General features: G+C 70.3%; 25 protein-coding genes. 11 read left to right on the top strand and 14 right to left on the bottom strand.

Annotated features, from left to right (window positions below):
* The first annotated feature begins 113 nt into the window (after positions 1-113).
* Positions 114-689, top strand: a complete 576-nt coding sequence (locus ACIQBL_RS02555) for a TetR/AcrR family transcriptional regulator (protein WP_401935877.1) — start codon at positions 114-116, stop codon at positions 687-689.
* Between the two features lie 163 nt (positions 690-852).
* On the opposite strand, the gene ACIQBL_RS02550 is transcribed toward ACIQBL_RS02555, so the two are convergent.
* On the bottom strand, positions 853-1812 hold the full coding sequence (locus ACIQBL_RS02550; RefSeq protein WP_401935876.1) for a DeoR/GlpR family DNA-binding transcription regulator: 960 nt from the start codon (positions 1810-1812) through the stop codon (positions 853-855).
* Between the two features lie 164 nt (positions 1813-1976).
* The gene (locus tag ACIQBL_RS02545) at positions 1977-3425 is read right to left on the bottom strand and encodes an NAD(P)H-quinone dehydrogenase (protein ID WP_401935874.1); all 1449 of its coding nucleotides are present in this window, start codon (positions 3423-3425) and stop codon (positions 1977-1979) included.
* A gap of 104 nt (positions 3426-3529) precedes the next feature.
* Here ACIQBL_RS02545 and ACIQBL_RS02540 point away from each other — a divergent pair, with 104 nt between their 5' ends.
* The 3 genes from ACIQBL_RS02540 (at position 3530) to ACIQBL_RS02530 (ending at position 6715) form a co-directional block, all read left to right on the top strand.
* Entirely contained in the window at positions 3530-3967 is a 438-nt protein-coding gene (locus ACIQBL_RS02540) for a gamma-glutamylcyclotransferase (RefSeq protein ID WP_363100254.1), read from the top strand.
* 172 nt (positions 3968-4139) lie between these two features.
* Positions 4140-4964 (top strand): purine-nucleoside phosphorylase, encoded by an 825-nt coding sequence (locus ACIQBL_RS02535; protein WP_401935872.1) that lies wholly within the window; start codon positions 4140-4142, stop codon positions 4962-4964.
* 116 nt (positions 4965-5080) lie between these two features.
* Positions 5081-6715 (top strand): phospho-sugar mutase, encoded by a 1635-nt coding sequence (locus tag ACIQBL_RS02530; protein ID WP_401935870.1) that lies wholly within the window; start codon positions 5081-5083, stop codon positions 6713-6715.
* Between the two features lie 204 nt (positions 6716-6919).
* On the opposite strand, the gene ACIQBL_RS02525 is transcribed toward ACIQBL_RS02530, so the two are convergent.
* The 12 genes from ACIQBL_RS02525 to ACIQBL_RS02470 form a co-directional block, all read right to left on the bottom strand.
* Entirely contained in the window at positions 6920-7651 is a 732-nt protein-coding gene (locus ACIQBL_RS02525) for a hypothetical protein (RefSeq protein ID WP_401935868.1), read from the bottom strand.
* A complete protein-coding gene (locus tag ACIQBL_RS02520; protein WP_401935867.1) occupies positions 7648-8517 on the bottom strand; it encodes a phosphate ABC transporter ATP-binding protein in 870 nt (289 codons plus the stop codon). Before ACIQBL_RS02520 ends, ACIQBL_RS02525 begins: the two co-directional genes overlap by 4 nt.
* A 36-nt stretch (positions 8518-8553) precedes the next feature.
* A complete protein-coding gene (locus ACIQBL_RS02515; RefSeq protein ID WP_401935865.1) occupies positions 8554-9507 on the bottom strand; it encodes a sortase in 954 nt (317 codons plus the stop codon).
* Positions 9508-9631: 124 nt separating this feature from the next.
* Positions 9632-11305: a hypothetical protein gene (locus ACIQBL_RS02510; RefSeq protein ID WP_401935864.1), complete on the bottom strand. Its 1674-nt coding sequence runs from the start codon at positions 11303-11305 to the stop codon at positions 9632-9634.
* A gap of 98 nt (positions 11306-11403) precedes the next feature.
* Complete coding sequence (locus ACIQBL_RS02505; protein ID WP_401935862.1) at positions 11404-12384, bottom strand: hypothetical protein; 981 nt, start codon at positions 12382-12384, stop codon at positions 11404-11406.
* Positions 12385-12661: 277 nt separating this feature from the next.
* Complete coding sequence (locus ACIQBL_RS02500; protein WP_401935861.1) at positions 12662-15124, bottom strand: hypothetical protein; 2463 nt, start codon at positions 15122-15124, stop codon at positions 12662-12664.
* Positions 15124-16827: a phosphate ABC transporter substrate-binding protein PstS gene (gene pstS / locus ACIQBL_RS02495; protein ID WP_401935859.1), complete on the bottom strand. Its 1704-nt coding sequence runs from the start codon at positions 16825-16827 to the stop codon at positions 15124-15126. The genes ACIQBL_RS02500 and pstS overlap by 1 nt, the downstream gene beginning before the upstream one ends.
* Positions 16824-18086, bottom strand: a complete 1263-nt coding sequence (gene pstA / locus ACIQBL_RS02490; protein WP_401935857.1) for a phosphate ABC transporter permease PstA — start codon at positions 18084-18086, stop codon at positions 16824-16826. The genes pstS and pstA overlap by 4 nt, the downstream gene beginning before the upstream one ends.
* 63 nt (positions 18087-18149) lie before the next feature.
* Entirely contained in the window at positions 18150-19157 is a 1008-nt protein-coding gene (gene pstC, locus ACIQBL_RS02485) for a phosphate ABC transporter permease subunit PstC (RefSeq protein ID WP_401935855.1), read from the bottom strand.
* Between the two features lie 206 nt (positions 19158-19363).
* Positions 19364-19762 carry a hypothetical protein gene (locus ACIQBL_RS02480; protein ID WP_401935853.1) on the bottom strand — a complete coding sequence of 133 codons (399 nt, stop codon included), beginning with the start codon at positions 19760-19762 and terminating at the stop codon, positions 19364-19366.
* 250 nt (positions 19763-20012) lie between these two features.
* Positions 20013-21677: a hypothetical protein gene (locus tag ACIQBL_RS02475; RefSeq protein WP_401935851.1), complete on the bottom strand. Its 1665-nt coding sequence runs from the start codon at positions 21675-21677 to the stop codon at positions 20013-20015.
* Positions 21678-21775: 98 nt separating this feature from the next.
* Complete coding sequence (locus ACIQBL_RS02470) at positions 21776-22234, bottom strand: ATP-binding protein (RefSeq protein WP_401935850.1); 459 nt, start codon at positions 22232-22234, stop codon at positions 21776-21778.
* A 233-nt stretch (positions 22235-22467) separates the two neighbouring features.
* On the opposite strand from ACIQBL_RS02470, the gene ACIQBL_RS02465 reads away from it, so the two are divergent.
* From ACIQBL_RS02465 to ACIQBL_RS02435, 7 genes are all read left to right on the top strand, one after another.
* Positions 22468-23319: a helix-turn-helix domain-containing protein gene (locus ACIQBL_RS02465; RefSeq protein ID WP_401935848.1), complete on the top strand. Its 852-nt coding sequence runs from the start codon at positions 22468-22470 to the stop codon at positions 23317-23319.
* A gap of 9 nt (positions 23320-23328) precedes the next feature.
* Positions 23329-23511, top strand: coding sequence for a DUF397 domain-containing protein (locus ACIQBL_RS02460; protein ID WP_401935846.1), 183 nt, complete (start codon positions 23329-23331; stop codon positions 23509-23511).
* Between the two features lie 89 nt (positions 23512-23600).
* Entirely contained in the window at positions 23601-23828 is a 228-nt protein-coding gene (locus ACIQBL_RS02455; RefSeq protein WP_401935845.1) for a hypothetical protein, read from the top strand.
* 43 nt (positions 23829-23871) lie between these two features.
* Positions 23872-24330, top strand: coding sequence for a DUF6879 family protein (locus ACIQBL_RS02450; RefSeq protein WP_401937012.1), 459 nt, complete (start codon positions 23872-23874; stop codon positions 24328-24330).
* A gap of 6 nt (positions 24331-24336) precedes the next feature.
* Entirely contained in the window at positions 24337-25188 is an 852-nt protein-coding gene (locus tag ACIQBL_RS02445; RefSeq protein WP_401937009.1) for a helix-turn-helix domain-containing protein, read from the top strand.
* Between the two features lie 335 nt (positions 25189-25523).
* Positions 25524-25730, top strand: coding sequence for a hypothetical protein (locus tag ACIQBL_RS02440; protein WP_401935843.1), 207 nt, complete (start codon positions 25524-25526; stop codon positions 25728-25730).
* Between the two features lie 104 nt (positions 25731-25834).
* Entirely contained in the window at positions 25835-26059 is a 225-nt protein-coding gene (locus tag ACIQBL_RS02435) for a DUF397 domain-containing protein (protein WP_401935841.1), read from the top strand.
* Positions 26060-26130 lie beyond the last annotated feature (71 nt).

Here is a 26130-nt window from a genome sequence, read left to right as displayed (position 1 = left end):
ACCGCACGTCGCGAGGTGCCCGGCGGACAGGAACAGCCTGTCTCCGCCGGGCACTTCTGTCATCAACGCCTGGCATGCTGACGGAAACGAGCCGAGGAGGGCAGGTGGGACCCATGGCCAGCGCAGCCAAGCCGCCGGCGGGCCTGCGTGCCGACGCCCGCCGCAACTACGAGCGGCTGCTGGCCGAGGCCCGCGTGGCCTTCGCCGCGCACGGCACGGACGCGTCCCTGGAGGACGTGGCCCGGCGCGCGGGCGTCGGTATCGGCACGCTGTATCGCCACTTCCCGAACCGGCAGTCCCTGATGAGCGCGGTCTTCGAGGACGCGGTGGGTGAACTCCTCGCGCGCTCACGGGAGTTGCGGGACTCGGCGCAGCCGTGTGCGGCGCTGGTGAGCTGGTTGCGGGAGATGGTGGCGCACGCGAGTGAGTACCGGGGGCTGGCTCGGGCGTTGATGGCGGCGGGCCAGGACGAGACGTCGGCGCTGGCCCGGTGCAGTGGTCCCATCCGGGAAGCGGGGGGTGCGTTGCTGTTCCGGGCGCAGGAAGCCGGTGACGTGCGGGGTGATGTGGAGATCGGCGACCTGCTTCAGTTGACCCATGCGATCGCTCTCGCGGCTGAGGGCAATCCCGGGGATCCTGAACTGGCTGACAGGTTGCTGACGTTGACGTTGCGGGGGTTGAAGCCGTAGTACTTCGTCTGCTGCGCCGTCGTGGCTGGTCGCGCCCACGCGGCGGAGCCGCATATCGACACAGCCCCGCGCCCCTTAAAAGCGCCTGCGCTGGTCCGGCTTTTAGGGGCGCGGGGAACTGCGCGACCAGCCACGACGGCGCCGCAGCCGAAATCCGCACCGCTCAACGCCTGCGCAAATCCGCCACCCTCGCCGCACGCTCCCGCTCAGGAGACTCCCCGCCCAGCACACCCGCCGCCCTCAAACCCGGGCCCGGTACTTGACCCCGTCGCGGAGCCGGAAGGGGTACGTCCCGGCGGCGTTGGTCCCGCGTCGGGGTCTGTTCACCCCCCTGGCTTCCGGAACCGCCGGCCACGGCGATCTGCACCCCCTGATCGGCCAGCGCCTGCAACTCCGTGGCGGCGCGGTCGTCGTGGCCCGGGGGCTCGTCGGTGACGAGGCGGGTGATCACGTCCGTCGGCACGGTCTGGAACATGGTGTCCGCGCCGAGCTTGGTGTGGTCGGCGAGGACGACGACCTCGGCGGCGGCCTGGACGAGGGCCCGGTCGACGGAGGCCGAGAGCATGTTGGACGTGGACAGGCCGCGCTCGGCGGTGAGCCCGCTTCCGGAGAGGAAGGCCCGGGAGACGCGCAGACCCTGGAGGGACTGCTCGGCCCCGCTGCCCACCAGCGCGTAGTTGGAGCCGCGCAGGGTGCCGCCGGTCATCACGACCTCCACGCGGTTGGCATGGGCCAACGCCTGGGCCACCAGCAGGGAGTTGGTGACGACGGTCAGTCCGGGCACCCTTGCGAGCCGGCGGGCCAGCTCCTGGGTGGTGGTACCCGCCCCCACCACGATGGCCTCGCCCTCTTCGACGAAGCTGGCGGCGAGATCGGCGATGGCCGTCTTCTCGGCGGTCGCGAGATGCGATTTCTGCGGAAAGCCGGACTCCCGCGTGAACCCGCCCGGCAATACCGCACCGCCGTGCCGGCGGTCGAGGAGTCCTTCTGCCTCCAGTGCGCGCACGTCCCGCCGTACGGTCACTTCGGAGGTCTGGACGACGCGGGCGAGCTCACGGAGCGATACGGCCCCATTCGCTCGCACCATTTCGAGGATCAATTGGCGACGTTCTGCAGCGAACACGAAACTGACAGTAACCCCAACGACCGTCTGCTTTCAGCTGTTTGCGGTGAATAGCAGAAGTTGTTCGCACAGGAGGGCGAGAAGTGGTATAGGGGGTAGTCCCTGCGCCTATGCCGTACGAATGGGCGGCAACTCCCCGTGACCAGCGGGGAGTCGGTACGGCCTCAGGCTTCGCCCGTCGCCTTCCGTGTGTGCAGCTGCCGGGCCACCTCGGCGATCGAGCCCGAAAGGGACGGGTACACGGTGAAGGCGTTCGCGATCTGTTCGACCGTCAGATTGTTGTCGACGGCGATCGAGATGGGGTGGATCAGTTCCGAGGCGCGGGGCGCGACGACCACACCGCCGACGATGATCCCGGTGCCCGGACGGCAGAAGATCTTGACGAAGCCGTCCCGGATGCCCTGCATCTTCGCGCGCGGGTTGCGCAGGAGGGGGAGCTTGACGACGCGGGCGTCGATCTTGCCGCCGTCGACGTCGGCCTGGCTGTAGCCGACCGTGGCGATCTCCGGGTCGGTGAAGACGTTCGACGACACCGTCTTCAGGTTCAGCGGGGCCACCGCGTCGCCGAGGAAGTGGTACATGGCGATACGGCCCTGCATCGCGGCCACCGAGGCGAGCGCGAAGACGCCGGTGACGTCACCGGCCGCGTACACGCCGGGAGCCGTCGTCCGGGACACCTTGTCGGTCCAGATGTGGCCCGAGTCGTGCAGCTTGACGCCCGCCTCCTCCAGGCCCATGCCCTCGGAGTTCGGGATGGCGCCGACGGCCATGAGGCAGTGCGAGCCGGTGATGACGCGGCCGTCGGCGAGGACGACCTCGACCTTGTCGCCGACGCGCTTGGCGGACTGGGCGCGGGAGCGGGCCATGACGTTCATGCCGCGGCGCCGGAAGACGTCCTCCAGGACGGCGGCGGCGTCCGGGTCCTCGCCGGGCAGGACGCGGTCGCGGGAGGAGACGAGGGTGACCTTGGAGCCGAGGGCCTGGTAGGCACCGGCGAACTCGGCACCGGTGACACCGGAGCCGACCACGATCAGCTCGTCGGGGAGTTCGGTGAGGTCGTAGACCTGGGTCCAGTTCAGGATGCGCTCGCCGTCGGGGCGGGCGTCGTCCAGCTCGCGGGGGTGACCGCCGGTCGCGATGAGGACGGCGTCGGCGACGAGGGTCTCCTCGGTGCCGTCGGCCGCCTTCACGATCACCTTGCGGGAACCGTCGATCGCCTGCATGCCGTCGAGCCGCCCCCGGCCGCGCATGACACGGGCGCCGGCCCGGGTCACGGACGCGGTGATGTCGTGCGACTGGGCGAGCGCGAGACGCTTCACACGCCGGTTGACCTTGCCGAGGTCGACCCCTACGACCCTGGCGGCCTGCTCCAGGGGTGGAGTGTCATCGGCGACGATGATGCCGAGTTCCTCGTACGACGAGTCGAAGGTGGTCATCACCTCGGCCGTGGCGATAAGGGTCTTCGACGGCACGCAGTCGGTCAGCACCGACGCCCCGCCCAGACCGTCGCAGTCGACGACGGTCACCTCCGCGCCGAGCTGCGCTGCCACCAGCGCCGCTTCATAGCCGCCGGGTCCGCCACCGATGATCACGATCCGAGTCACGTACCCCATTGTCCCGCACGCTTCAAGGTGCTTCCGCCCGGGGCGGCGGGAGGCGACTGCGGGTGCCCCCGTTACGGGAGTGACAGGCGGGTCCGCTGCCGTACTCTCGAACCATGTCGCTCTACGCCGCGTACGCCGGCAATCTCGACGCGCGGCTGATGACCCGCCGCGCCCCGCACTCGCCGTTGCGCGCCACGGGCTGGCTGAACGGATGGCGGCTGACCTTCGGCGGTGAGCACATGGGCTGGGAGGGCGCGCTCGCGACGATCGTGGAGGCGCCGCGCTCCCAGGTGTTCGTCGCGCTGTACGAGATCGCGCCGCCCGACGAGGAGTCCATGGACCGCTGGGAGGGCGTCGGCCTCGACGTCTACCGGCGCATGCGGGTCCGGGTGCACACCCTGGAGGGTGAGGAACCCGCCTGGGTGTATGTGCTGAATGGCTACGAGGGCGGGCTGCCCTCGGCGCGGTATCTCGGTGAACTCGCCGACGCCGCCGAGTCCGCGGGCGCGCCGCACGACTACGTGATGGAGCTGCGGAAGCGGCCCTGCTGAGGATTCCCCACGGCGGCGAAGCGGCCCTGCTGAGGATTTCTCACGGCGGCGCTGAGCGCTTCCCACACATAACGCCCGTCACCGCTCTCGTTGGAAACGACAAGACAACGATCGCCATCCCGTGAGCTCTGTCATCTACGCGCGTAGGCCCAGACCAGCTACGCTCATCCGCGTGAACGCATCTCTTCTTCCGGACGACATCCAGGGCGACCCCCACGCCGCCGCTGACGCCGCCGCCACGCGCCTGCGCGAACTGACGGGCGCCGAGACCCACGACGTCGCCCTCGTGATGGGCTCCGGCTGGGGACCGGCCGTCGACGCGCTCGGCGTGTCCGAGGCCGACTTCCCCGTCACCGAGCTGCCCGGCTTCCCGCCGCCGGCCGTCGAGGGACACGGGGGCCGGGTCCGCTCGTACAAGATCGGCGACAAGCGCGCGCTGGTCTTCCTCGGCCGTACCCACTACTACGAGGGCCGCGGTGTCGCCGCCGTCGCGCACGGCGTCCGTACCGCCGTCGCCGCCGGCTGCAAGACCGTCGTACTGACCAACGGCTGCGGGGGGCTCCGCGAGGGCATGCGTCCCGGGCAGCCGGTGCTGATCAGCGACCACATCAACCTCACGGCGACCTCCCCGATCGTCGGCGCGAACTTCGTCGACCTGACCGATCTGTACTCGCCTCGGCTGCGCGCCCTGTGCAAGGAGATCGACCCGGCGCTGGAGGAGGGTGTCTACGCCCAGTTCCCCGGGCCGCACTACGAGACTCCGGCCGAGATCCGCATGGCCCGGGTGATCGGGGCGGACCTGGTGGGGATGTCGACGGTGCTGGAAGCGATCGCGGCGCGTGAGGCGGGTGCGGAGGTGCTGGGTATTTCGCTGGTGACGAACCTTGCCGCGGGGATGACCGGTGAGCCGCTGAACCACGAGGAGGTTCTCCAGGCGGGCAGGGACTCCGCTACGCAGATGGGGTCGCTGCTGGCCCAGGTGCTCGGGCGGTTGTAGGCGCCGTCCCCCAGGGGGCTCCCGCCCCCTGGAACCCCCGGAAGTTTCCCACCCGACCCACCCGTTCACCGCCCGCCAGGAAGCTGGCGTACCACCACACGAGAGGTTGACCGGACGTGCACGACGACGAACTCATCGCACGGGCCAGGACCTGGCTCGGTGAGGACCCCGACGCGGACACGCGCGAGGAACTCGGCAGGCTCATCGACGCCGGGGACGTCACGGAGCTCGCGGAGCGCTTCCGCGGCACCCTGCAGTTCGGCACCGCCGGCCTGCGGGGCGAACTCGGCGCCGGGCCCATGCGGATGAACCGTGCCGTCGTCATCCGGGCCGCCGCCGGTCTCGCCGCGTACCTCAAGAAGAACGGCGCGACCGACGGAACCGTCGTCATCGGCTACGACGCCCGGCACAAGTCCGCCGACTTCGCCCGCGACACCGCCGCCGTGATGGTCGGCGCGGGACTGAGGGCCGCCGTACTGCCCCGCCCGCTCCCCACCCCCGTACTCGCCTTCGCCATAAGGCACTTGGGCGCGGTCGCCGGCGTGGAGGTCACCGCCAGCCACAATCCGCCCCGGGACAACGGCTACAAGGTCTACCTCGGCGACGGCTCCCAGATCGTGCCCCCGGCCGACGCGGCGATCGCCGCCGAGATCGACGCCGTCGACTCCCTGCACGACGTGGCCCGTCCGGACACCGGCTGGGAAACCCTCGACGACAGCGTCCTCGACGCCTATCTCGCCCGCACCGACGCCGTCCTCGCCCCCGGCTCCCCCCGCACCGCCCGGACCGTCTACACGGCGATGCACGGCGTCGGCAAGGACGTGCTGCTGGCCGCGTTCGCCCGCGCCGGCTTCCCCGAGCCCGTGCTCGTCGCCGAACAGGCCGAGCCCGACCCGGACTTCCCGACCGTCGCGTTCCCCAACCCGGAGGAGCCCGGCGCGATGGACCTCGCCTTCGCACGGGCCCGCGCCACGGACCCCGACCTGATCATCGCCAACGACCCCGACGCCGACCGCTGCGCCGTGGCAGTGAAGGCGGACGGCGACTGGCGCATGCTGCGCGGCGACGAGGTCGGCTCCCTGCTCGCCGCGCACCTCGTGCGGCGCGGCGCCCGGGGCACCTTCGCCGAGTCGATCGTCTCCTCGTCCCTCCTCGGCCGTATCGCCGAGAAGGCGGGCCTGCCCTACGAGGAGACCCTCACCGGCTTCAAGTGGATCGCCCGCGTGGACGGCCTCCGCTACGGCTATGAGGAAGCCCTCGGCTACTGCGTCGACCCCGATGGTGTGCGCGACAAGGACGGCATCACGGCCGCCCTGCTCATCACCGAGCTGGCGTCCGAGCTGAAGCAGGAGGGGCGCGATCTGCTCGACCTCCTCGACGATCTCGCCGTGGAGCACGGTCTGCACGCCACCGATCAGCTGTCGGTGCGGGTCGAGGACTTGACCGTCATCGCGGACGCCATGCGGCGGCTGCGCGAGCAGCCGCCAACTCGCCTCGCAGGCCTGTCCGTTACGAAGGCCGAGGACCTGACCGAGGGTACGGAGAAGCTGCCGCCCACCGACGGGCTGCGCTACACGCTCGACGGTGCCCGCGTCATCGTCCGGCCCAGCGGTACCGAGCCCAAACTGAAGTGCTATCTGGAGGTCGTGGTCCCCGTCGCCGCGCACGCCGGTCTTCCGGCGGCCCGTGCGCGGGCGGCCGAGACGCTCGCGGAGATCAAGCGGGACCTGTCGGCGGCGGCCGGTATCTGACCGGTCGGGTGAACGTGCTCTGATTCACCGGGAGTTGGGCTGTCGCATGCTCCCCGGCCGCCCTCTCGTGCCGCGTTCGACCCATCCTTGAACGGCAGTTCGGATGTGCTCCATACCCCCCCTTGGGGACATCCGCGGGACGGCGGCCCGCCAGCCCCCTTTGCACCGGCGGGCCGCCGTCCGCGTACAACCCGTGCACGGGGTTCAGTCACGCACCAGGTAACTGAACCCCGTGTCCGGTCCCACGCAGGACTGGAGGGTGAGGTCACCCCAGTAGAGGCCGGCGGCGGGGACGCCCCGGCCGGGGGTGACGTAGTGGGCGTAGACCGTGTATCTCCAGGTGCCGCGCGGGGTGCTGATGGTGACCTTGGTGCCGACGCCGAGCGTGGCGAACCGGTCGAAGCCGCAGTAGTCGTGGCCGACGATCACCACCGTGCGCAGCTCGTAGCCGTCCTCGGTGCCGATATTGGGGCCCGTCCACTGCACGGCGTCGCGGCAGGCGTCGACCTCTGCCTGATCGCCCCGGACGACGGTCGAGGACCAGGTGCCGATACGGATCGTGGTGGACGTGGGGCGGCCGGTCGTCGCCGTGTCGGTGGCCGGCGCGGCGGAGCGGGTGCGGCGGGGAGAGGCGACGGGCACCGGCCGGGACAGGTCCGGGCCGGGCACCCGGCCGTCGGAGGCGCCCGGCGAGGGACGGGCCGGGGCCGGGGCTGATGCCGGTGCCCGGCGCGGTGGAGCTGCCGGGGAGGCCGTCGGGGCGGCTGCGACCGGCCGTGACGGCGAAGGAGCGGGAGCAACGGCCGGAGCGGACGTCGTCGCGGCCGTCGGTCCGGCCGCGGTGTGCGTGGCCCGCACCCCGGACCCGCAGCCGGCGAGGAGCAGGACCGCCGCGAACACACCCGCGCCCGCGACCGTGCCCGGCCACCGCGTCATCCGAACCGTCCGTTCACGTAGTCCGAAGTCCGTTCGTCCTGCGGCGAGTTGAACATCGCCTGGGTGTCGCCGTGCTCGACGATCACGCCCGGGGTGTTCTGCGAGGCGAGGAAGAAGGCGCAGCTGTCCGAGACGCGGGCGGCCTGCTGCATGTTGTGGGTGACGATGACGATGGTCACCTCCGACTTGAGTTCTGCGATGGTCTCCTCGATCCGCCGGGTGGAGGTCGGGTCGAGCGCCGAGCAGGGTTCGTCCATCAGCAGGACCCGGGGTCGTACCGCCAACGACCGCGCGATGCACAGGCGTTGCTGCTGTCCGCCGGAGAGGGCGCCGCCGGGCTGGCGGAGGCGGTCCTTGACCTCCTTCCACAGGCCCGCCTTGACCAGGCACTCCTCGACCAGGTCGTCCTTGCCGTCGCGGCTCGCCCGGATGGCGTTGAGCTTGAGGCCGGCGAGGACGTTGTCGTAGATCGACATGGCGGGGAAGGGGTTCGGCTTCTGGAAGACCATGCCGATCTGGCGGCGGGCGTGGGTGATGCGGCGGCCCCGGTCGTAGATGTCCTCGTCGTCGAGGAGGACGCGGCCGGCCAGTGAGGCGGAGCCGATCAGTTCGTGCATGCGGTTGAGGATGCGCAGGAAGGTCGACTTGCCGCAGCCGGAGGGGCCGATGAGCGCGGTGACCTCGCGGGCGGGCATGGTGAGCGAGACCCGGTCGAGGACCTTGTGGTCGGCGAACCAGGCGGAGACGGAGTCGGCGCGCAGGCTCGCGGGACCCTGTCCGGTGCCGGTGAGCGGCGGCTGGAGGAGGGTGTCGGTGAGGTCGGGGTGCGCGTCCGAGGGGGCGTTCCCGGTGAGGTCGGTGGACATGGTGGTGAGGTCAACTCCCGTACGGGGTCGGGTGGTTCAGAGCAGGTTCGGCAGCAGGGACACGATGGCCCCGGAGTCGGCGAGGCCCAGGGCGAGCAGCAGGGGGCCGGCGCAGATCCAGGTCTGCCAGCGGCCCCAGACGCGGTGGGCGACCACCGCGAGCAGTGAGGCGAGCAACAGGCCCTGGGACCACAGGAAGACGCGGAGCCAGGCGCCGTCGTCGCCGCCCAGCGCCTCCTCGGAGGCCGCGATCCAGCCGGGGCGCAGCTCGCGCGGCGGGTTGGCCTGCACGGGCGTGATCAGCTCGGCGTCCACGCGCAGCACACCGCTCGGGGTGTACGGGCCTCCGGTGGCGGTGATCAGGGTGAGCCGGCCCTTGCCCTGGCCGATGGGGGCGGGCAGCGGGTCGCCCGCGCGGCGGATGCCGGTGACCTTGTAGACGGCCTTGGTCTGGCCTGTGGTCAGTTCGACGCGGGCGCCGACGGGCAGGTTGTGCAGGTCGAGGAAGGGACTGCCGTAGCCCCACTGGCGGCCCATGATCACCGAGGTGCCGGCCTGGCCGGGCAGCGGGGTGTCCCGGCGGTGGCCCGGCCCCGACATCAGCACCTCGGAGGTGGTGCCCTCGGCGACGACCTCCTTGATGCCGAGGACGGGGATGCGCAGGAGCGCGACAGGCGCGCCCGGCTTCAACATCCTTCCCTCGTAGTCGCGTTGGCCCACGGGGGCGGTGCCGAGGGCGAGTTCCTTGCGGAGTTCGTCGTAGGCGGTCCGCTGGTCGCGGGCGTGCTGGAGGTGGCCGACGACCGTGAGGTTCGCGGCGAAGCCGAGGAGCACGGCGGCCAGGACGCACAGGGCCGCCCCGGCGAGCGCGAGCCCGGGGCGGGCGGGGGGCCGCGGGGTCTCCTGCCGCGGCTTCGTGGTCGGCGGGGGCGGTGGCGGGCCGTCGGTCGGCGCCGACGCGTCGGCCGGCGGCGGGGCGAGCGTGGTCACGGGGTGCGCTCCTCGAAGCGGGACGGTTTCCTTCGTGCGACGCCGCTGTGCACGGCGTGTCTCGTGCGGCGGTCGGGCGGGTCCGGGGGCGCGTCGGCGTGCGCCCCCGGAGCCGTCCGGCCGGTCAGCGGTGCTGCGGGGTGTCGTCGCCGCCGAAGGTCAGCAGACCCTTGCGGCGCATGTGGAGGACGAGCGCCGAACCGGCGGCCAGGAACGCGAGGGAGGCCAGGCCGATCGCGCCGATCTGGGTACCGGTGGCCGCCATGGAGCCGGTGCCCGTGCCGGTGCCGTTGTCGCCGCCGGTAGTACCGCCCGTGTCCGAACCGCCGGTGGTGGAACCGTCGGTGGGCGTGGCACCGGAGTCCGTGTCGGAGGGGCTGGGCGAGGGGGATCCGCTGGAGTCGGTGCCGGTCGTGAACGCGAAGGAGACGCTGTGCCCGTCGGCCTTGTCCTCGGCGAGGGTCAGCGTGTGGTCGCCGTCCGCGATGCCGCTCGGCACGGTGAACGCGTAACTGTCCACGGTCCCGGCGGAGTTGGCCTTGGCGTCCGCGAAGGCCGCGTCGCTGTCGGCGAGGGTGACCTTGACCGCGGCGCTCGCGGTGTAGCCGCGGGCGGTGATCGTCACCTTCTGGCCGGGGATGAGGGCGGGGTCGGTGCCGAGGGTCTTGCCGTCCGCGTCGGTCACGGTGAGGTCGGGGTCCTCGGTGGGGGTGGGACTGCCGGAGGGGGTCGCGTCGGTGCTGACGAACGGCAGGGACGCGTAGATGCCCGTCTTCTCGGAGAACTGAAGGGTGTGGTCGCCGTTGGGCAGCTGGTCCGGCACGGTGAACGCGTAGTCGGCGACGGCCCCGTCGGCGTTCGCGGTCAGGTCGGCGTAGGTCGCGGTGGAGTTGGCGAGGCTCACGTGCACGGTGGCCGCCGGGGTGAAGCCCTTGACGGTGACCTTGGTCTTCTGGCCGATGTACAGCGTGGGATCGGCGGCGAGGGCGTTGCCGTCGGCGTCCTTGGCGGAGACGACGTAGCCGATGTCCGCGCTGCCGGTGGCCTCGGCGCCGGAGTAGGCGTCGGCGTCGGTGGGGGTGAACACGGCGGTGAACGGCAGGGGGCCGCCGATCGCGGGTGCCTTGACGGTGAGTTCGGCCGTGCCGTTCGTGACCTGTGCGGTGCCGAGCGAGGTGTCGCCGTTCTTGAACTCGACCGAACCGGCCGCCGAGGCGGGCGTCACCGTGGCGGTGAGCTTGAGGTCGGCGCCCACGGAGACTCCGGAGGCCGCGCTCACGGCGAGGGTCGTCGCCTGCTGTTCGAGCAGGGCCCAGGTGGTGCCCGTGACCCGGATCTTGGCGAGGAAGCGGTCGGCGGTGGCGCTGGTGCCGCAGGTCAGGATCACCGTGTACGTGCCGTCGTAGGGTGCGGAGACCCCGGACGAGGTCAGCACCGACTGCAGGCTCGGCTTGGCCGCCGTCGCCTGGAGGGCCACGGTGAACGGGTCCGCGCCGACACCGGTCTTCGTCGACGACTGGGCGAGCGGCAGGGACGAGGTCGGGGTCGTCGGGTTCACCAGCCGGAGCACGACGGTCTGCGCGGTGGTCGCGTTGCAGCCGGAGCTCGTGGTGACGGACGTGGTCATGGGGATGTCGGCGATGTTCCCCGATGCCGGGGCGACCGTGAGCTTGCCGAGATCGGTGGCGGCGCTGGCCCGACCCGAGAAGGCGAGCACCCCGGCCAGCGCGGCGAACAGCAGCGCGCAGCAGGTCAACAGCGCTACCGGTGATCTGAGTTGTGCGAGACGGTGAGTCATGTGGTGGTCCCCCCACGGGGTTCGGGTCGTGGATGAATACGCCGACAGGGCCGGGCACCACGTGGGTGCCCGGCCGGTGCGCGGCTACTGGACGGTGATCAGCTCTCGCCCTTGAGGGTCGTGCTGCCGCAGTCGCCGGCGAGGGCGCCGAAGCCGTAGGTGGTGATCACGGAGGTGTTCTGGCACACCGCCGAGCCGGTGCCCACGAAGGTGGCGGCGATCAGGGAGTCCGACAGCTTGGCGGTCGGGACGACGTTGTAGACGTTCCGCAGGTAGGGGAAGCTCAGGTTCAGCGTCAGGTCGTCGTTGCGGGCGCCCACCCCGTTCACGGAGCCGAGTACGGCGTCGCCGCGGCGGTCGTCCACGACGAAGCTCTCCTGGGCGGTGTACTGGGCCACCGAGTACGGGAAGATGTCGCCGGGGCTGTCGATCGCCGAGCCGTCGTTCTCCTGGATCGTGGAGTTCGACGTGACGCAGGAGCCGGGGGTCGTCACCCCGATGGAGTTGAGGAAGAAGGCGCGGGTGCCCGAGGCCGACTGCGGCAGGATCGGGGTGAGCGTGATCCCGTTGAGCGAGGTCAGGGTGCACTCGTAGATCGCCTTGAGCTGGGCGGTCGTCAGGTTGTCGGGCAGCGTGCTGCCGTCCTGCTTGACCCAGGACACCGCGTCCTTCGCGTACGGGATGAAGGTCAGGTCCGTGGTGGTGGTGTTGTTCGGGCCGCGCGAGGAACGGGCGAAGTCCACACAGCCGGTGGAGCCGTCCACGGCGGTGTTGAGGGCCGTGATGCCGGCGCCCGAGCCGTCGGGGCGGGCGATCTGACAGCCGGTCGCCTTGGTCTTGATCGGGTTGGTGCTGGTGGCGGTGGCGTTCCAGGAAGCGATGACCTTGCCGCTGGAGTTCGTGATCGTGTCGCCGAGGGCGTTCATGACGTCCTGGGTCGTGTCGGAACCGACACCGGCGAGCTGGCGGTAGTCGGTGGCCGGGCTGGGGTCCGCGTAGGCGGGGGCGGCCAGGGCACCGAGGCCCAGGGCGACCGCACCGACACCGGCACCGATACGCAGGCGGGACTTGACGTTCACTTGGGTTCTCCTCCGTGGAAACGGATCGGGCAAAGGACGTACAAGCGGAAGACGTACAAGCGGAAGACGTGCAAGAGAAATCCGGATTTCTTTCGCCGCCGGCCCGTCGACCGGCCACCCAGAACAATTCCGCAGAATCGTGTCCTGAGGCCACCAATTCCAGCCGGTCATCAGGTTACGACTCCCTTTCCTAAGTGACTCCAAGGGAATTCACTCGACGGTGTGCGGATTTCCCGGGGCACTGATGCGCCCCGGGAATCCGGACCTCTCGAATTGCTCAGCCGCCGGCCGCCCCCCGGCGCACGGAGAGGCGCAGCGCGACCGGGCCGGCGAGGGCGGCCAGGCCGCCGGCGACGAGGACACCGAGCAGTACCCAGCGGACGATCCCGAGTACCTCGGACGGGGTGTATCCGCCGGACTGGGCCACGTTCTGCTTGGCCGGGTCGGTCTCCGTCGGGGCGGTGGAGGGGTGGGCGGTGTCCGACGCGTCGGCGGTGGCGCCCGGCGTGCCGGTGGACCCGGTGCCGCCGCTGCCGCCGGTCGCGCCGCCGGCCGTCGTGCCGCCGCTGCCGGTGCCGCTCAGGTCGCCGCCGCCCGAGGACGTGCCGGTGGAGGACTCGGCCACGTCCGGCACGCCCTTCTCCAGCCGGTCCGCCGCCTGCCGCGCCTGTGTGCGCAGCGCGGTGGGCAACGGGGCGTATCCGTACGGCAGTTGGCCCTTCGCGGTGCCCTGGGTCTGGCCGTCGCCGGCGGCGTAGCGCATCACCTTGGCGTAGTCGAGCCGGGCGTCCTTGGCCTGGTCCAGCGAGGCCGCCGCGTAGACCACGGCGGTCAGCGGATAGGCGCCGTCCCTCATCCTGCCGGGATCGGGCGCCTTGACGCCGGCCACGTCCGAGTCGGGCATCTCGCCGACCGCCGTGAGCAGGGACGCGTCCGTCGGCTTGACGTACGCGCCGTCCGCGTTCCGGAGGGAGGCGGCGCCCAGCAGGTAACGCACCGCGGACGCGTTGTCCACCAGGCCGAACTGGCGCTGGTTCGTCGGAATCGGCCGGCCCACCGGTGTCAGTTTCGGCACGTTGTCGCTGAGCACGCACTGATAGGCGGTGCCGATGTCACCACGGCGTACCTTCAGTGCCCCGTCGTGCATGTCGTTGACATAGGGGACCACGTCCATCCCGGTGTACGTGATGGTGGTGGTGTTGCCGCCGCCGCAGTCGGTCGTGGTGGGCGTGATATCGGTCTTGGGGAAGAAATCCAGGGAATCCGAGATCACCCCGTCCGCGTACGCGGGGTTGACCTTCATTCCCCAGGGATCCTTTTTCCCTCCGATGAACTCGCGCGCATCGGTGTTCGCCAGAATGTATTTCCACACCATGCGGGCGGAGTCGGTGTTGGCCTGGGTGACGGCCAGACCCAGGGGGGCGTTGCCGGCCGCCTGACCCGCGAGACCGGGATTGAGCGCGAGGAACTCGGGGTCCTTGACGAGGGAGTCCGGGTTGCCGGAGAGGTCGTCGGGCACCTTGTCGCCCGGTTTGACCAGGCTGAGGGGGTAGGACTGCGTGAGCACCTTGGCCAGCAGTCTCTGGTTGAGCTTGAGTTCGGGCAGCGGGCGGCTGCCGCCCGTCGCGTCGTACATCCAGACGAACCCGATCGTCAGCCCGGTGACCGCGACCGGCGCGTGCACCACCTGGGGCGCCCCGTCGACCGGTTCGACGGGATCCACCGTCATGGCGAGCCCCGCCTCCGAGTCGCCCGAGGTCACGGCGTCCCGCGCCTGCTGCTCACCGGACTGGGTGTAGTTGAACCGGTAGGTCCCGGTCCTGCACAGCGCGCTCTGCCACGACGTGACGACATCGGTGGCCAGTTCGGAACCCATGATCCCGCGCTCGGGCTTGTCCGCGTCGCAGTTGTCCGTGACCTGCGCGAAGCCGAGCCGGAACACGATGCGCTGGTCCCAGTTCGACTGGCTGAGCGCGGAGGAGACCTGGCTGCCCGGCTGGTGCTGCTGCCCGCCGGGGTCGTGGGTGCCGCGCGGCACCACCACCAGCCAGCACGGCTCGATCGCGCCGGCCGAGGTGGTGCGGGCGCCGCAGCCCAGGGCGGGCTGTTCCACGGCCGACTTCAGCTCGAACGACATGTCGCCGCCGCCGTCACCGTCGTTCGGCAGGAACGCGACGGCGTTGGTGTCCCCGTCGGTGAAGTACGTGGTGTCCGTGCCGCTGGTGGTGGCGGCGCCCTGGCCCTCGACCGGCCGGAACGGCACGTAGTGGTCGCCGTTCCGGTCGACCGGGGTCGAGGACGCGGTCTCCAGCGGGTCGCCGACGGAGGAGGAACCCTGGTACACGGACCGGCCGTTGCCTGCCTGCGCGCCCGCCGCCAGCCCGAACTCGCACTGCGTACGGTCCGGTCCGGTCGCCTGGTCCCCCCAGCACTGCATGACCGACAGGAAGTTCGTCTGGTCGTTGGCGGACGGCTCCCCGCCCGTCCAGGTCACCCGCACGCCCTGCCCGGTCAGGTCCTTCGTCTGGTGCACGGTGACCTTGAGCTTCGAGAAGTCGTCGCCGTACGTCCCTTTCGCCCCGCTCTCGGTCACCGCGGAACTCTCGGTGGTCGCGGCCCGCGCCTGGTCCGCGCCCCGGGGCAGCGGCAGCACCGCCAGCGCCAGGGCGGACACCAGGCAGCCCACGCCCGCGGCCACCCGCCGCCGGCCGACCGGCCTCCGTACCGTCAGGCGTCTCATCAGAACTCCCTCTTGCGGCGCGAACGGGCCGCCAGCATCCGGGCGGTGAGCGGTGGTCCGACGACCACCGCGAGCAGCAGGACGGCCGACAGGGCCATCAGGGCGCCGCGCATCCCGAGGCCGTTGTCGGAGGCGAGGGCCACCGGGTTGGCGACGACCGACGTGTCGCCGGTGCCGGTGCCGGTCCCGTCGCCGCTGACCACCTGACCGGTGTCGGGGTCGACGGTGCCCCCGGTGGTGCCGCCGGCGGCGGCGCTCGCGGTGCCGTCGGGCGTGCCGTCGCCGTTGGTGTCCGTGCCGCCGGTGCCGCCCGTGGCGGAGGAACCGCCGGAAGTCGAGCCGCCGGCCGAGGAGTTGGCGCCGCCCGAGGTGCTACCGCCGTTCGCGGAGGGCTTCACCGGGGTGTCGGTGCCCGCCGCGCCGGCCGTCCCTGTGGTGCACTGCGCCGTCCCCTTCTTGTCGCAGGCCTTGGGGTAAGGGGCGTTCTTGATCAGGGTGTTGACGCCCCCGGAGAAGGTGGGGTTGCGGCAGTCGTTGATGTTGATCGTGCTCGTGGGAGCGCCCGGGACCCGGCGGATCTGTTCGAAGCCCGCCTCGACGAGGTTCTTCGGCAGCGGCGAGTAGCCCAGGTCGTCCGCCTGCTGCTGTCCGTCGCACAGGAAGTAACGGGCGAACGTGCCCAGGGAGTTGCCCTTGGCCTCGGTGAAGCCCGCCTCCACCTTCGTCGGCAGGATCATGTAGCTGTAGCTGGAGAGCGGGTAGGTGCGGGCGTCCGCGTTGGTGTAGACCCCGTCGAGGATCTGCGTCAGGTAGTTCGAGGACTGCTTGTTCTGGTTGATCTCGGCCTTGGTCAGGGCCACCGCCACGCTCGCCGCGGTCGGCTCGACGTAGTAGTTGTCCTTGTTGAGGACCTTGGCCACCGGGAAGCCGGTGTTCTTGGCGTAGGAGTACTCGACGTAGGTGATCGCGCCCTCGCCGGAGGGCTGGCGGACATGGCCGGAGACGCCGAGCGAGCCGGACTTGGAGACCATCGTGGAGCCGCTGAGCAGCGGGTAGAAGGAGGTCATGCCGCAGTTGCCGCTGCCGCGCCCGGTACGGGAGCAGTAGTCGCTCCACAGGGCGGGGTACTCCTTGGACATCCAGGTGGTGAACTGCGCGCTGGTGCCCGAGCCGTCGGAGCGGACGACGGGGACGATCGCGCGGGCCGGCATGGTCAGGCCCGGGTTGTCGGCGGCGATCGCGGGATCGTTCCAGCGGGTGATCCTCCCGGTGAAGATCCTGGTGACCACCTCGCCGGACAGCCGCAGGTTGGTGACCATCTTGCCGTTGATCTTGAGGTTGTACATGAACGCCGTACCGCCGGCCACGATCGGCATGTAGGCGTAGCCGCGGCTCGGCGGGACCTCCGTGACGCCCTGCTCCTTGAGGCCGTAGGGGATCTCGGAGACCGCGAAGTCGACGGTGTCGTTCTTGAACTGCTGACGGCCCTGCGAGGAGCCGTTGGCCGAGAAGTTCACCGTCATGCCGTAGTTGGCCTTGACGTTGCGGACCCACTGCTGGACCGCGTTGGAGCTCCAGGTCGAGCCGGAGCCGGTGATCTTCGCGTAGGAGGCGGCTGCGGCGGACGGCGTCTGGACGGCGAACAAGGCGCACAGCAACGACAGCACGGTGGCCGCCAGACGGAAACGAGTGGCGGGTTTCACGACGAACTCCCCTTGTCGGTAAGGGCGTTGAGGCTCGGGGTGGAAGCGGGGGCGGCCGGGCGCCCGGCGAAGCGACGCGCGTCACGTCCCGACGCGAGGACGCGCCGGTGTTCCTGACGGCGCGTCAACTGCCCTGGTCCACGGCCGCCGACGACGCGCGCGGCGACGAACAGCAGCAGCACCAGCGTCATCAGCAGCGCCGCCGTACCGAAACCGCGCGAAATCATGTTCGGCTCGGGCGACTTGACGAACTCGAAGGTGACGAGCGGCAGCGAGACCATCGGGTCGTGCAGCGGATTGAGGTTGAGGTCGTTGGTGTAGCCCGCGGTCAGCAGCACCGGCGAGGTCTCGCCGATGCCGCGCGCGGTGCCGAGGATCACGGCGGTGGTCAGACCCGAGCGGCAGGTCGGCAGGACGACGTGCCACACCGTGCGCCAACGGCTCGTCCCCATCGCGTAGCTGGCCTCGCGCAGGGTGCCGGGCACCAGCCGGATGACGACGTCGGCGGCGCGGATGATGATCGGCAGCATCATCACCGAGAGGGCGAGACCGGCGGCGAGGCCGGACTGGCCCAGGCCGAGGCCGAGGATCACGGTGGCGTAGATGAACAGGCCGGCGACGATCGACGGCAGCGCCGTCATCGCCTCGACGATGGTGCGCACGAACCGGGCGTAGCCGCCGGGCACTTCGGTGAGGAACACCGCGCAGAGCAGCCCGGCCGGCACGGTGATCAGCAGCGCGATGGTGATCATGATGAGGGTGCCGGCCGCCGCGTGCAGCGCCCCGCCCACACTGAGCGGCTCCAGCGGGCCGGCCAGCTTCATGTCCTGGGTGAAGAAGTTCAGGTGCGTCAGCGCCTTGCGGCCCTCGACGAGCGCGTACACGACGACGAACGCGAGGATCACGACCAGCAGCACGCCCATCGACCGGACGACCGCCGCCGCGATCCGGTCGACGATGGCCGGCCCGTCCTCGTCGAAGGAGACCAGCAGGGCGTAGATCAGCAGGAAGAGGCCGTAGGCCAGGACGACGAAGCCGACCGCGCCGTTGAAGGGGAGCAGCCAGGCGAACAGCAGCCAGGTCAGCGACAGCGCGGAGGCGGAGGCGCCGACGACGGCGTACGTGTCGGTGGCGCGCAGCCGGGTCAGGGCGCGGCGGCGCTCCCCGCCCGGCTCGGCGGTGCGCGCGGGGCCCGGCAGCGTGGTGCGCGGGCGGCCGGTCGCCTGACGCGCGCCGGGCGCTTCAGGGGCAACGGTCATGGTCGCTCATTCCTGTATGGCGTAAGGGGCTGCGGGCGCCGGGGAGTTGGACGGGGGGCGTGGTCAGGCGTCGCTCGTCGCGCCCGAGCGCGAGCGGGCGACGATGGAGGAGGCGGCGAAGTTGACGATCAGCGTCATGAGGAACAGCGCGAAGCCGGCCGCCATCAGCGCGGACATGCCGAACTCGCTGGCCTCGCCGTAGTGCAGCGCGATCAGCGAGGCGATCGAGCTGGTCCCGGACTGCAGGACGTGCCACTGGATGTCGAAGGTCACCGAGATGATCATGAAGATGGCGATGGTCTCGCCGAGCGCCCGGCCGAGCCCGAGCATCGTGCCGCCGATCATCCCGCCGCGCCCGAAGGGCAGGACGACGCTGCGGATCATGCCCCAGCGGGTGGCGCCGAGCGCGTAGGCGCCCTCGCGCTCACCGGCGGGGGCCTGGGAGAAGACCTCGCGCATGATCGAGCAGACGATCGGCGCGATCATCATGCCGACGACAAGGCCCGCGATGAACGTCGAGGACGTGTAGAGGCTCTCGGGCGCCAGCGGGTCGGCCGGGTCGGCGCCCCGCACGTCGAAGACCGGGATCCACCCGAAGTAGGTGGAGATCCAGCGGGCGACCGGCAGCACCTTGTCCTGGAGGAAGAACACGCCCCACAGTCCGTAGACCACGGACGGCACCGCGGCCATCAGGTCGACGACGCTGATCAGCGTCTGCCGCAGCCGCGGCGGCGCGTACTCCGAGATGTACAGCGCCGCGCCGGTGGCCAGCGGTACGGCGACCAGGACGGCGACGATCGCGATCAGCACGGTCCCGACAAGCACGGCCGCGATGCCGAAGTCGCCCTGGTCCGGGGCCCATTGAGCGGTGGTCAGGAACGACCAGCCGGCCTTGTCCAGCGCCAGCCACGCCCGGTAGAGCAGGAAGCCGCCCACGAGCAGCATGACGGCCAGCACGAAGGTGCCGCCGGAACGCAGCACCGCGCGGAACACCCGGTCGGGCAGACCCGGGTCGGGGTACAGGCGTCTCGGCGCGTCGTCATCGAGGGGCCCGGCCGCGAGAGCGGTCACGGGCTGCGGCTGTCTGGTTCGTCTCGGCACAGGCACGGTGCCGACGCTCCGGGGCCACGATTGACATGCTCGCCCCGAGGTGTGAACGAGAGGTGCCCTGGGGGCAACAACCGTTGCGCGGGGCACTCGCACCACCATGGACCAACTCGCCCAGGGGCAGTATCAGTTGACGAACTCGCCGCAGGGACAGGCAAGTTGACTGGAAGTCAGCTACTGTCCCCGAATAACTCAGGCCCCGCACCCACCAGTTCGGGCAGCATCGCGCGGAAGCGGTCGTAGGCGGCACGACACGTGGCGTGCCGTTCGTACGTCCGCGCCGCCCCGGCCAGATGCCGCCCGGACGTCTCCCACACCACCCACACCCAGCCACCGCCCCCGGTGCTGTGCTGGATGCCACCGCCCATCTCCGCATGCCGCGAACACAGCCTCGCGAAGGCCGCACGACATCGCTCATGGCTGTCGTGCGAGGTCAACGACACCGCCACCGACCGCCCGTTGGGGGCGACCAGCCGCCAGCCGAACCCGCCCCGGCCGTCGATGTCGATCTGACATCTCATGCCCATCACCGCGACGACAGGTCTTGCCGCCTCGCCGGACCGCTCCATGTCCCCACCCCTTGCCGCCCATTGATGAGTAAAACCCGCAGGTACGGCGCTATGGACGGCATCAGCAATCTACTGAGGCGGAGATGAACGGCACGAGACAAAAGTGACTGCCGGGCACACGCTTCATGTCGAAGTATCCCCTAGGTAACCCCTAGGACAGGCACAGGGAAAGAGCTCACGCCGCGCTTTGGACAACGTTGCCAATAAGGGGACGGAAGCGTCGGCATGGGGGCACCGCCCCGCACAGCGGTCAGGACATCCAGCGGGTGACGAGCGCCGCGATCCAGGCGACACCGAGGACCACGGCGAACGGCCACAGCGGGCGCCCGCGCTCCTTCTCACCGCTCTCGCCCGTGGGGCGCAGGGCGGGGTCGGCGATCATCGCGGAGAGTTCGGCGGCGAGGGTGTCGTAAGGGTGAGTCAGTCCGCGCCTGCGCTGAAACCAGGGCCAACGGGGCGCGGACACCGCCCAGTTGTCGCCGCCACGGACCCGCAGCTGCAACTCGAACGACTCCCGGCGCGCCGCGCGCAGGTCGTCCCAGGGGATGTGGCGGGGGGCGCGCAGCCGGTTCAGCCAGATGCCGGTGCGGTCGGCCGTGAGGCGCCAGCGCAGCTTCACCGGGACGGTGAGGGCGCCCATCAGACCGACGGCGAGCAGCAGGGCCCGGTGCCAGAAAACGCCGTCGAACCCGATCACACAGAGCCAGACGCCCCACTGCACCACCAGGAAGGCCGACAGCAGGTCCACCGGCCCCGCCCGCCAGCGTCGTACCGGTACGACGGTCATGGTCCGCGCGGCCTCGACCAGTTCCGCGCGCTCCGCCTCGGCACGCGCCGCCCGGACCGCCGCCCGCTCCTCGCGGGCGAGCCGCGAGCGCAGGCCGCGCTCCGACAGCGGCCGTACCGGACCCGTCGACCACTCGGTCAGCGGCGGCTCGCCCGGCTTCGGGGCGGCACCGACGAGCAGGACCTCGGCGCCGTCGCAGGGCGTGCCGTAGAGAACGGCCTCGTGCAGGGGACCGCGTTCCTCGTCCTTGAGCCCGTCGAGGAGTTCGTCCAGCTCCTCTTCCTCGTCGCTCTCTTCCTCCTCGTCCTCGTCCTCGTCGACGGCCTGTGTCATCACCGGGACCGTGAACAGGGGCCGGGCCCCCGTCGTGTCGTCCGCCGCGAAGACCACGGCGTCCCCGTGACCGTCCTTGCGGACGAGGACGCGCAGCACCGGCGCGGGTGCCCGGCGCAACGCGCGGGCCCGCCGCCTGCCGAGGACTCCGGAGAGCAGCACGGTGAACGCCAGCCCGAGCAGGAACAGGCCCGCCCCGGCCGCCCCTTGGCGGTCCTCCGCGTCACGCGACAGCGCGGAGGCGACGAGCATCGCGAGTGCGGGTACGGCCACGACGGTGCCGAATCCGAGGAGGAACCGGCCCCGCCGCACCGGCGCGTCCGCCACGGGCAGCACGGCCGTGACCCCGCCGGCCGCCGCCAGGGCGATCCTCCGTTGCCGGGCACGCGCGCGTGCCCGCAGTTCGGTGGCTGTCACGGAGGCGACGAGCAGCGCAGCGGCACACACGGGCGCCGGCCACGCCACCTCGCTCACCCCGACCACCACCGCCAGCACCACGACCACGACCGGGACGGAGAACCGTACGACCTCGGGCCGCCACACACCCCAGACGGCCTGAAGCGGCAGCAGCGCGATCAGATACTGGGGCAGGTCCGTCAGGGTCAGCAGACAGAAGGCGACGATCAGGGCGAGCACCGCCGACTGTTCGAGCAGCCACAGCCGCGGCCGGACCGGCACCCACCACGAGGCTCCCGCCCGCGCCCACGCGCGCGTCCCCTCCTCGTCCCAGGTGACGCAGCCGTCGGGTATCGCGGCCGGGGGCAGCCGCAGCGGGTGCTGAAGGATCGTGTCCATGACTTCCCAGAGGCTTGGACCACGGCTGTGGTCGGCGTGGCTCGGCTTCACCTCCGGGGATGTGCCCGGCACCGGCGGGTCGGCCAACAATACGCTCGCTAGGAACTGCCCCTTCCCCGGCCCACCTCGAACCACAGCAGCTTCCCGGCACCGCGATCCAGCAGGTTGTCGCCGAGGGACCAGCCGCCCCAGCAGTCGGCGTACTCCTGCACGAGGCGCAGCCCCCGTCCGCCTTCCGCGTCCGTCGGCGCGCGCGGGACGCTGTCCCGGGGCGGCCCGCCGAAGGGGGCGGGGATGCGCGGGTGGCTGTCCCGGACTCCGACGCGTAGACGTCCGTCAGCGAGGGCGGTCAGGCGGAGGGAGGCGGGGCCGGTGGCGTGCAGGTAGGTATTGGTGACCAATTCGGACGTCAACAGCTCGACGGCGTCCAGGACTTCATGTCTGCCGTGGGTGTCGAGCACGGTCCGTACGGTCATGCGTGCGACCCGTGCCGCGCGGGGGTCATGGGGCAGGCGGAGGGCGTACGTCCAGGTGTCGGACGGGGATACGGTGACCATGAACGGCTCCTGCGGTGGAGGGATTTGACTCACTCGATGTCCGGTCGGGCGGTGGCAGTGCCGCGCGCGGACATGACGGCGCGGTGCGCTTCCGGCTTACCGGCCGGGGTTGAGCGGCTTGTGGTTCACCATAGACTTCTCGTGCTGAATGTTTTGCACCAATCCGCAAAATACTCAGCAGCATCCTTCGTGTGGGCGACCCCCACGCCAGGCGTACGAAACGGAGTGAAGGCATGACAGCGCGGCCGATCCCCACAGCACGCCGACTTCGAGTCGGCATCGAACTGCGCCGCCTGCGGGAACGCGCCGGCATGACCGCTGTCGAGGCCGCCAGGTCGCTGGGTACAACCCCGGCCCAGATCAGCAATATCGAGGCCAACCGCTTCGGCATCAACGCGGATCGAGTACACGCGCTCGCCCATATCTACGGCTGTACGGACCAGCTTCTGGTCGACGCCCTCGCCACCATGGCAGCCGACCGGACGCGCGGCTGGTGGGAGGAGTACCGCGACGCCCTGCCACCCCGTCTCCTCGACCTGGCCGAGCTGGAACACCACTCCACAGGACTCCGAGTGACCCAGGTCATCAACATCCCCGGCCTGCTTCAGACGCCGGAACACGCCCGAGCACTGTTCCGCGAAGCCGTTCCGGCCCTGCGCCCCCACGAGATCGAGTACCGCATCTCCCACCGCATCAAGCGTCAGGCCATCCTCTACCGCGAGCAGCCACCGCCGTACACGGCCGTCGTCCACGAGGCCGCTCTGCGCATGCAGTTCGGCGGGCGCGAAGTGGCCAGAGCCCAACTGCACCACCTCACCGAGATCAGCGAACACCCAGCTGTCAGCCTCCGTGTGATTCCCTTCGACGGCACCTCGTTCCCTACCACCGGCCACGCCATCGACTACTTCCACGGCCCGGTACCCACCCTCGACACCGTCGAGGTGGACACCGCGCACGGCAGCGAACTCGTCGACGCAGCAGGACGATTGGAGATGTACCGGCTCGTGCTGGACCGCATGGAGACCGTCGCCCTGAAACCGGCTCTTTCGCTCGACCTCATCCACCGCGTCGCCCAAGACATCTGAGAGACGACTATGACCGAACTGACCTGGCAGAAGTCGACGTACAGCGAACAAGGCTCCGCCTGCGTCGAGATAGCCCGCACCCCGGCCACCATCCACGTCCGGGACTCCAAGAACACCTCCAGCCCCCACCTCACCGTCCAGCCCACAACCTGGACGGTCTTCATCTCACAAACGGCCGTCCAAAGACACTGATACCCACGCAAGTTCCCGCAAGTTCCTGTCCTCCTACCGGCGTTGGCCACAAGATCAAGCACAGGCGTCCAACGACAGGGGAGACAGCAATGACCTTGATCAAGCTCGGCCAGGATCCCGAAAGCCCGGACGGCAAGTCACCCACGATCTACCTCGACGACGAGAAGGACACGTACCTGGTGCAGGGTTGGAAGGTGGCCGACGAAGCCAGGCGTTCGCAGCTCGATCTTCCCGGCCACGAGGACGTGATCGAGATTCCGAAGCGCATGGTGCGGTTCTTCCCGGAGGTGAGGAACGGTGTCGGCACCGACTCTTGAGGAGCGACTGCGACGCTGCGTCCGTTCCGCCGTCCATCTGGAGATGCGCGACGAGTACATGCGCTCCGATCCTCGGTTCGTCGCCTGGCGGAACGGCGTACGGGACGATCCCGCCGACAGCGATCCTGAACGTCGGCCCTGGCTACGGCTCATCACCGATCTCGTCGCACAAGGCGTCGAGGTTCGCAGGGCCAGGATCGTGTCGGAACCAGTGTCGGACTACATCCGGTTCGAGCATCACCTGACCGACCCCACTCTGAAAGCGGGCGAACAGGTCCGCTGGCTGCCTCGCCGCCACGCATCCGGACTGGCTCTGCCCGGCAACGACTTCTGGCTCTTCGACCACGACTCGGTCGTCTTCCACCATTTCGCGGGCGACGGCGAACTCGCCCCTGATGACGAGGAGTACAGCAACGCTCCGACGGTCGTGAATCTGTGCGCGGACGCGTTCGAGGCCGTCTGGGCCCGGGCTGTACCGCACGCGGACTATCGGCTCGTCTGAACCACGATTCCCGGCGTGACCGCTTCCAGTGTTCAACAGGCACGCCAGGCCCTCGGCCGACGTCTTCGCGAGATCCGCAAGGACGTCGGCCTGACGGCCCGGGAACTGGCCAGGCGCGCCCACTGGCACGAGTCGAAGTGCTCGCGGCTTGAGAACGGGCGGATACTCCCGTCCGACGCCGACATCCGGACGTACACCGCACTCTGCGACGCCCAGAACCAGACCGCCGACCTGATCGCCACGGCACGCGGGATAGAGGGCGCGTACATCCAGTGGCGGCGCATGGAACGAGCCGGCCTGCGACGCGTCCAGCAGTCCGTGGCGCCGCTCTTCGAACGCACCCGCCGCTTCCGCGTCTACCAGTCCTGGGTGATTCCCGGCCTGCTCCAGTCACCGGCCTACACCCGCGCGGTGTTGAGCACAGTGGCACGCCTGCGAGACGTGCCGGACGACATCGACGACGCCATGGCCGTCCGCATGGACCGGCAGCGCATCCTGTACTCCGGGGACCACCGGTTCGCCATGCTCATCGAGGAATGGGTACTGCGCACGGTCATCGGCGACAACGACACGATGGCCGGAGCTCTGGGCCACCTGATCTCTGTCGCATCGCTCCCGTCCGTCAGCCTGGGTGTCATCCCTCTCGGTACACCGCGCGGCGCCGGATGGCCCGTCGAGTCGTTCACCATGTACGACGACGCACAGGTCAACGTGGAACTTGTCTCCGCGCACCTGACCGTCACCCAACCCAGCGAGATCGCCGAGTATGCGAAGGCGTTCTCAGAACTGTCCACGATCGCCGTGTACGGCGCGCAGGCCCGGTCGATCATCACCGCCGCCATCGACTCCATCGGTTGATCGCCGCTTTTGGGCCGCGCCTCGACGCGCAAGCTCATGCAAGTTCGTAGAGCACGGCATTCCCTCTTTCCTACGGTCGTCGCATCCACACGGAACCGATCGAGAGGGCGCGGCGTGGCGGGTGAAGGCAAGGCACAGGACACCGATTCGGCTGATCACGAAGGCGCCGACCTGGCTCCCCGTTCAGCTTTGCACTGGCCCCGATGTGAGTGCGGCAGCCCGAAGTGTCCTGACTACAAGCCCCCTCCGATCAGTCCGCCAGAGGAACTGACGAGCAAGGTCGCCGAGGCCAACGCACGGAGCCGCAAAGGGGTGTTGTGAGTATCAGAGCAGCCATGCGGTTCGTGCTCAACCGGATCACGGAGCATCCCGACACGGATGTGACATTCGCGGCCGAGTGTCTGCACTGCGGCTGGAAAGCCATTCCTGCCGATGCCCCGGCGGCAGTCGACCTGAAGTGCATGAGCCACACGGGTCGGTCCGGTCACGCCGGTTTCCGGCGCGTCAGGACCTCGTTCGCCATGGTCGTTCGCGCCGAGTAGAGCCCCGCTCCAGTAGCGGAATCCCATAACTCCCGCCCGACATGGGCGGCGGCGGTCAGCCATGGCCGCGATCAGATGAGTCAGCCGAGCAGGAAGGCGCAGTCGTGCTGGACGGAAATGATCTGTACAAGCTCGACATCAGCGGGGCCTCGTTCGTGAAGGCGTGCGGTGGCCCCTGCACGGAGGGTTGCGTGACCCTGGCTCGGATCGGCGACGGTGTCTGGGCCCTGAACGACAGCAAGCGGCCCGACGCACAGCCGCTGCGGTTCACCAGGGAGGAACTCGACGCGGCCGGGATCGACCCGGCGCGCTTCGGCCTGAACGTCTGATCCTCCCCTCCGTCGGCCGGGCGAGGTCCATGACCCGACCTCGGGTCCGCGCCCGGTCGACACCTCTCCGA

Source organism: Streptomyces sp. NPDC088350, assembly GCF_044753545.1.
Lineage (GTDB): Bacteria > Actinomycetota > Actinomycetes > Streptomycetales > Streptomycetaceae > Streptomyces.
Note: the sequence above shows the minus strand (reverse complement) of the source record. Positions and strands in the feature narration are given on the sequence as shown.

Bases quoted from the DNA above. Each gene is read 5' to 3' on its own strand.
- ACIQBL_RS02555 (WP_401935877.1), top strand. From the start codon at position 114: ATGGCCAGCGCAGCCAAGCCGCCGGCGGGCCTGCGTGCCGACGCCCGC.
- ACIQBL_RS02545 (WP_401935874.1), bottom strand. From the start codon at position 3,425: ATGGGGTACGTGACTCGGATCGTGATCATCGGTGGCGGACCCGGCGGC.
- ACIQBL_RS02540 (WP_363100254.1), top strand. From the start codon at position 3,530: ATGTCGCTCTACGCCGCGTACGCCGGCAATCTCGACGCGCGGCTGATG.
- ACIQBL_RS02525 (WP_401935868.1), bottom strand. From the start codon at position 7,651: ATGACGCGGTGGCCGGGCACGGTCGCGGGCGCGGGTGTGTTCGCGGCG.
- ACIQBL_RS02520 (WP_401935867.1), bottom strand. From the start codon at position 8,517: ATGTCCACCGACCTCACCGGGAACGCCCCCTCGGACGCGCACCCCGAC.
- ACIQBL_RS02510 (WP_401935864.1), bottom strand. From the start codon at position 11,305: ATGACTCACCGTCTCGCACAACTCAGATCACCGGTAGCGCTGTTGACC.
- ACIQBL_RS02500 (WP_401935861.1), bottom strand. From the start codon at position 15,124: ATGAGACGCCTGACGGTACGGAGGCCGGTCGGCCGGCGGCGGGTGGCC.
- pstA (WP_401935857.1), bottom strand. From the start codon at position 18,086: ATGACCGTTGCCCCTGAAGCGCCCGGCGCGCGTCAGGCGACCGGCCGC.
- ACIQBL_RS02480 (WP_401935853.1), bottom strand. From the start codon at position 19,762: ATGGAGCGGTCCGGCGAGGCGGCAAGACCTGTCGTCGCGGTGATGGGC.
- ACIQBL_RS02475 (WP_401935851.1), bottom strand. From the start codon at position 21,677: ATGGACACGATCCTTCAGCACCCGCTGCGGCTGCCCCCGGCCGCGATA.
- ACIQBL_RS02470 (WP_401935850.1), bottom strand. From the start codon at position 22,234: ATGGTCACCGTATCCCCGTCCGACACCTGGACGTACGCCCTCCGCCTG.
- ACIQBL_RS02465 (WP_401935848.1), top strand. From the start codon at position 22,468: ATGACAGCGCGGCCGATCCCCACAGCACGCCGACTTCGAGTCGGCATC.
- ACIQBL_RS02460 (WP_401935846.1), top strand. From the start codon at position 23,329: ATGACCGAACTGACCTGGCAGAAGTCGACGTACAGCGAACAAGGCTCC.
- ACIQBL_RS02455 (WP_401935845.1), top strand. From the start codon at position 23,601: ATGACCTTGATCAAGCTCGGCCAGGATCCCGAAAGCCCGGACGGCAAG.
- ACIQBL_RS02450 (WP_401937012.1), top strand. From the start codon at position 23,872: ATGCGCGACGAGTACATGCGCTCCGATCCTCGGTTCGTCGCCTGGCGG.
- ACIQBL_RS02440 (WP_401935843.1), top strand. From the start codon at position 25,524: ATGCGGTTCGTGCTCAACCGGATCACGGAGCATCCCGACACGGATGTG.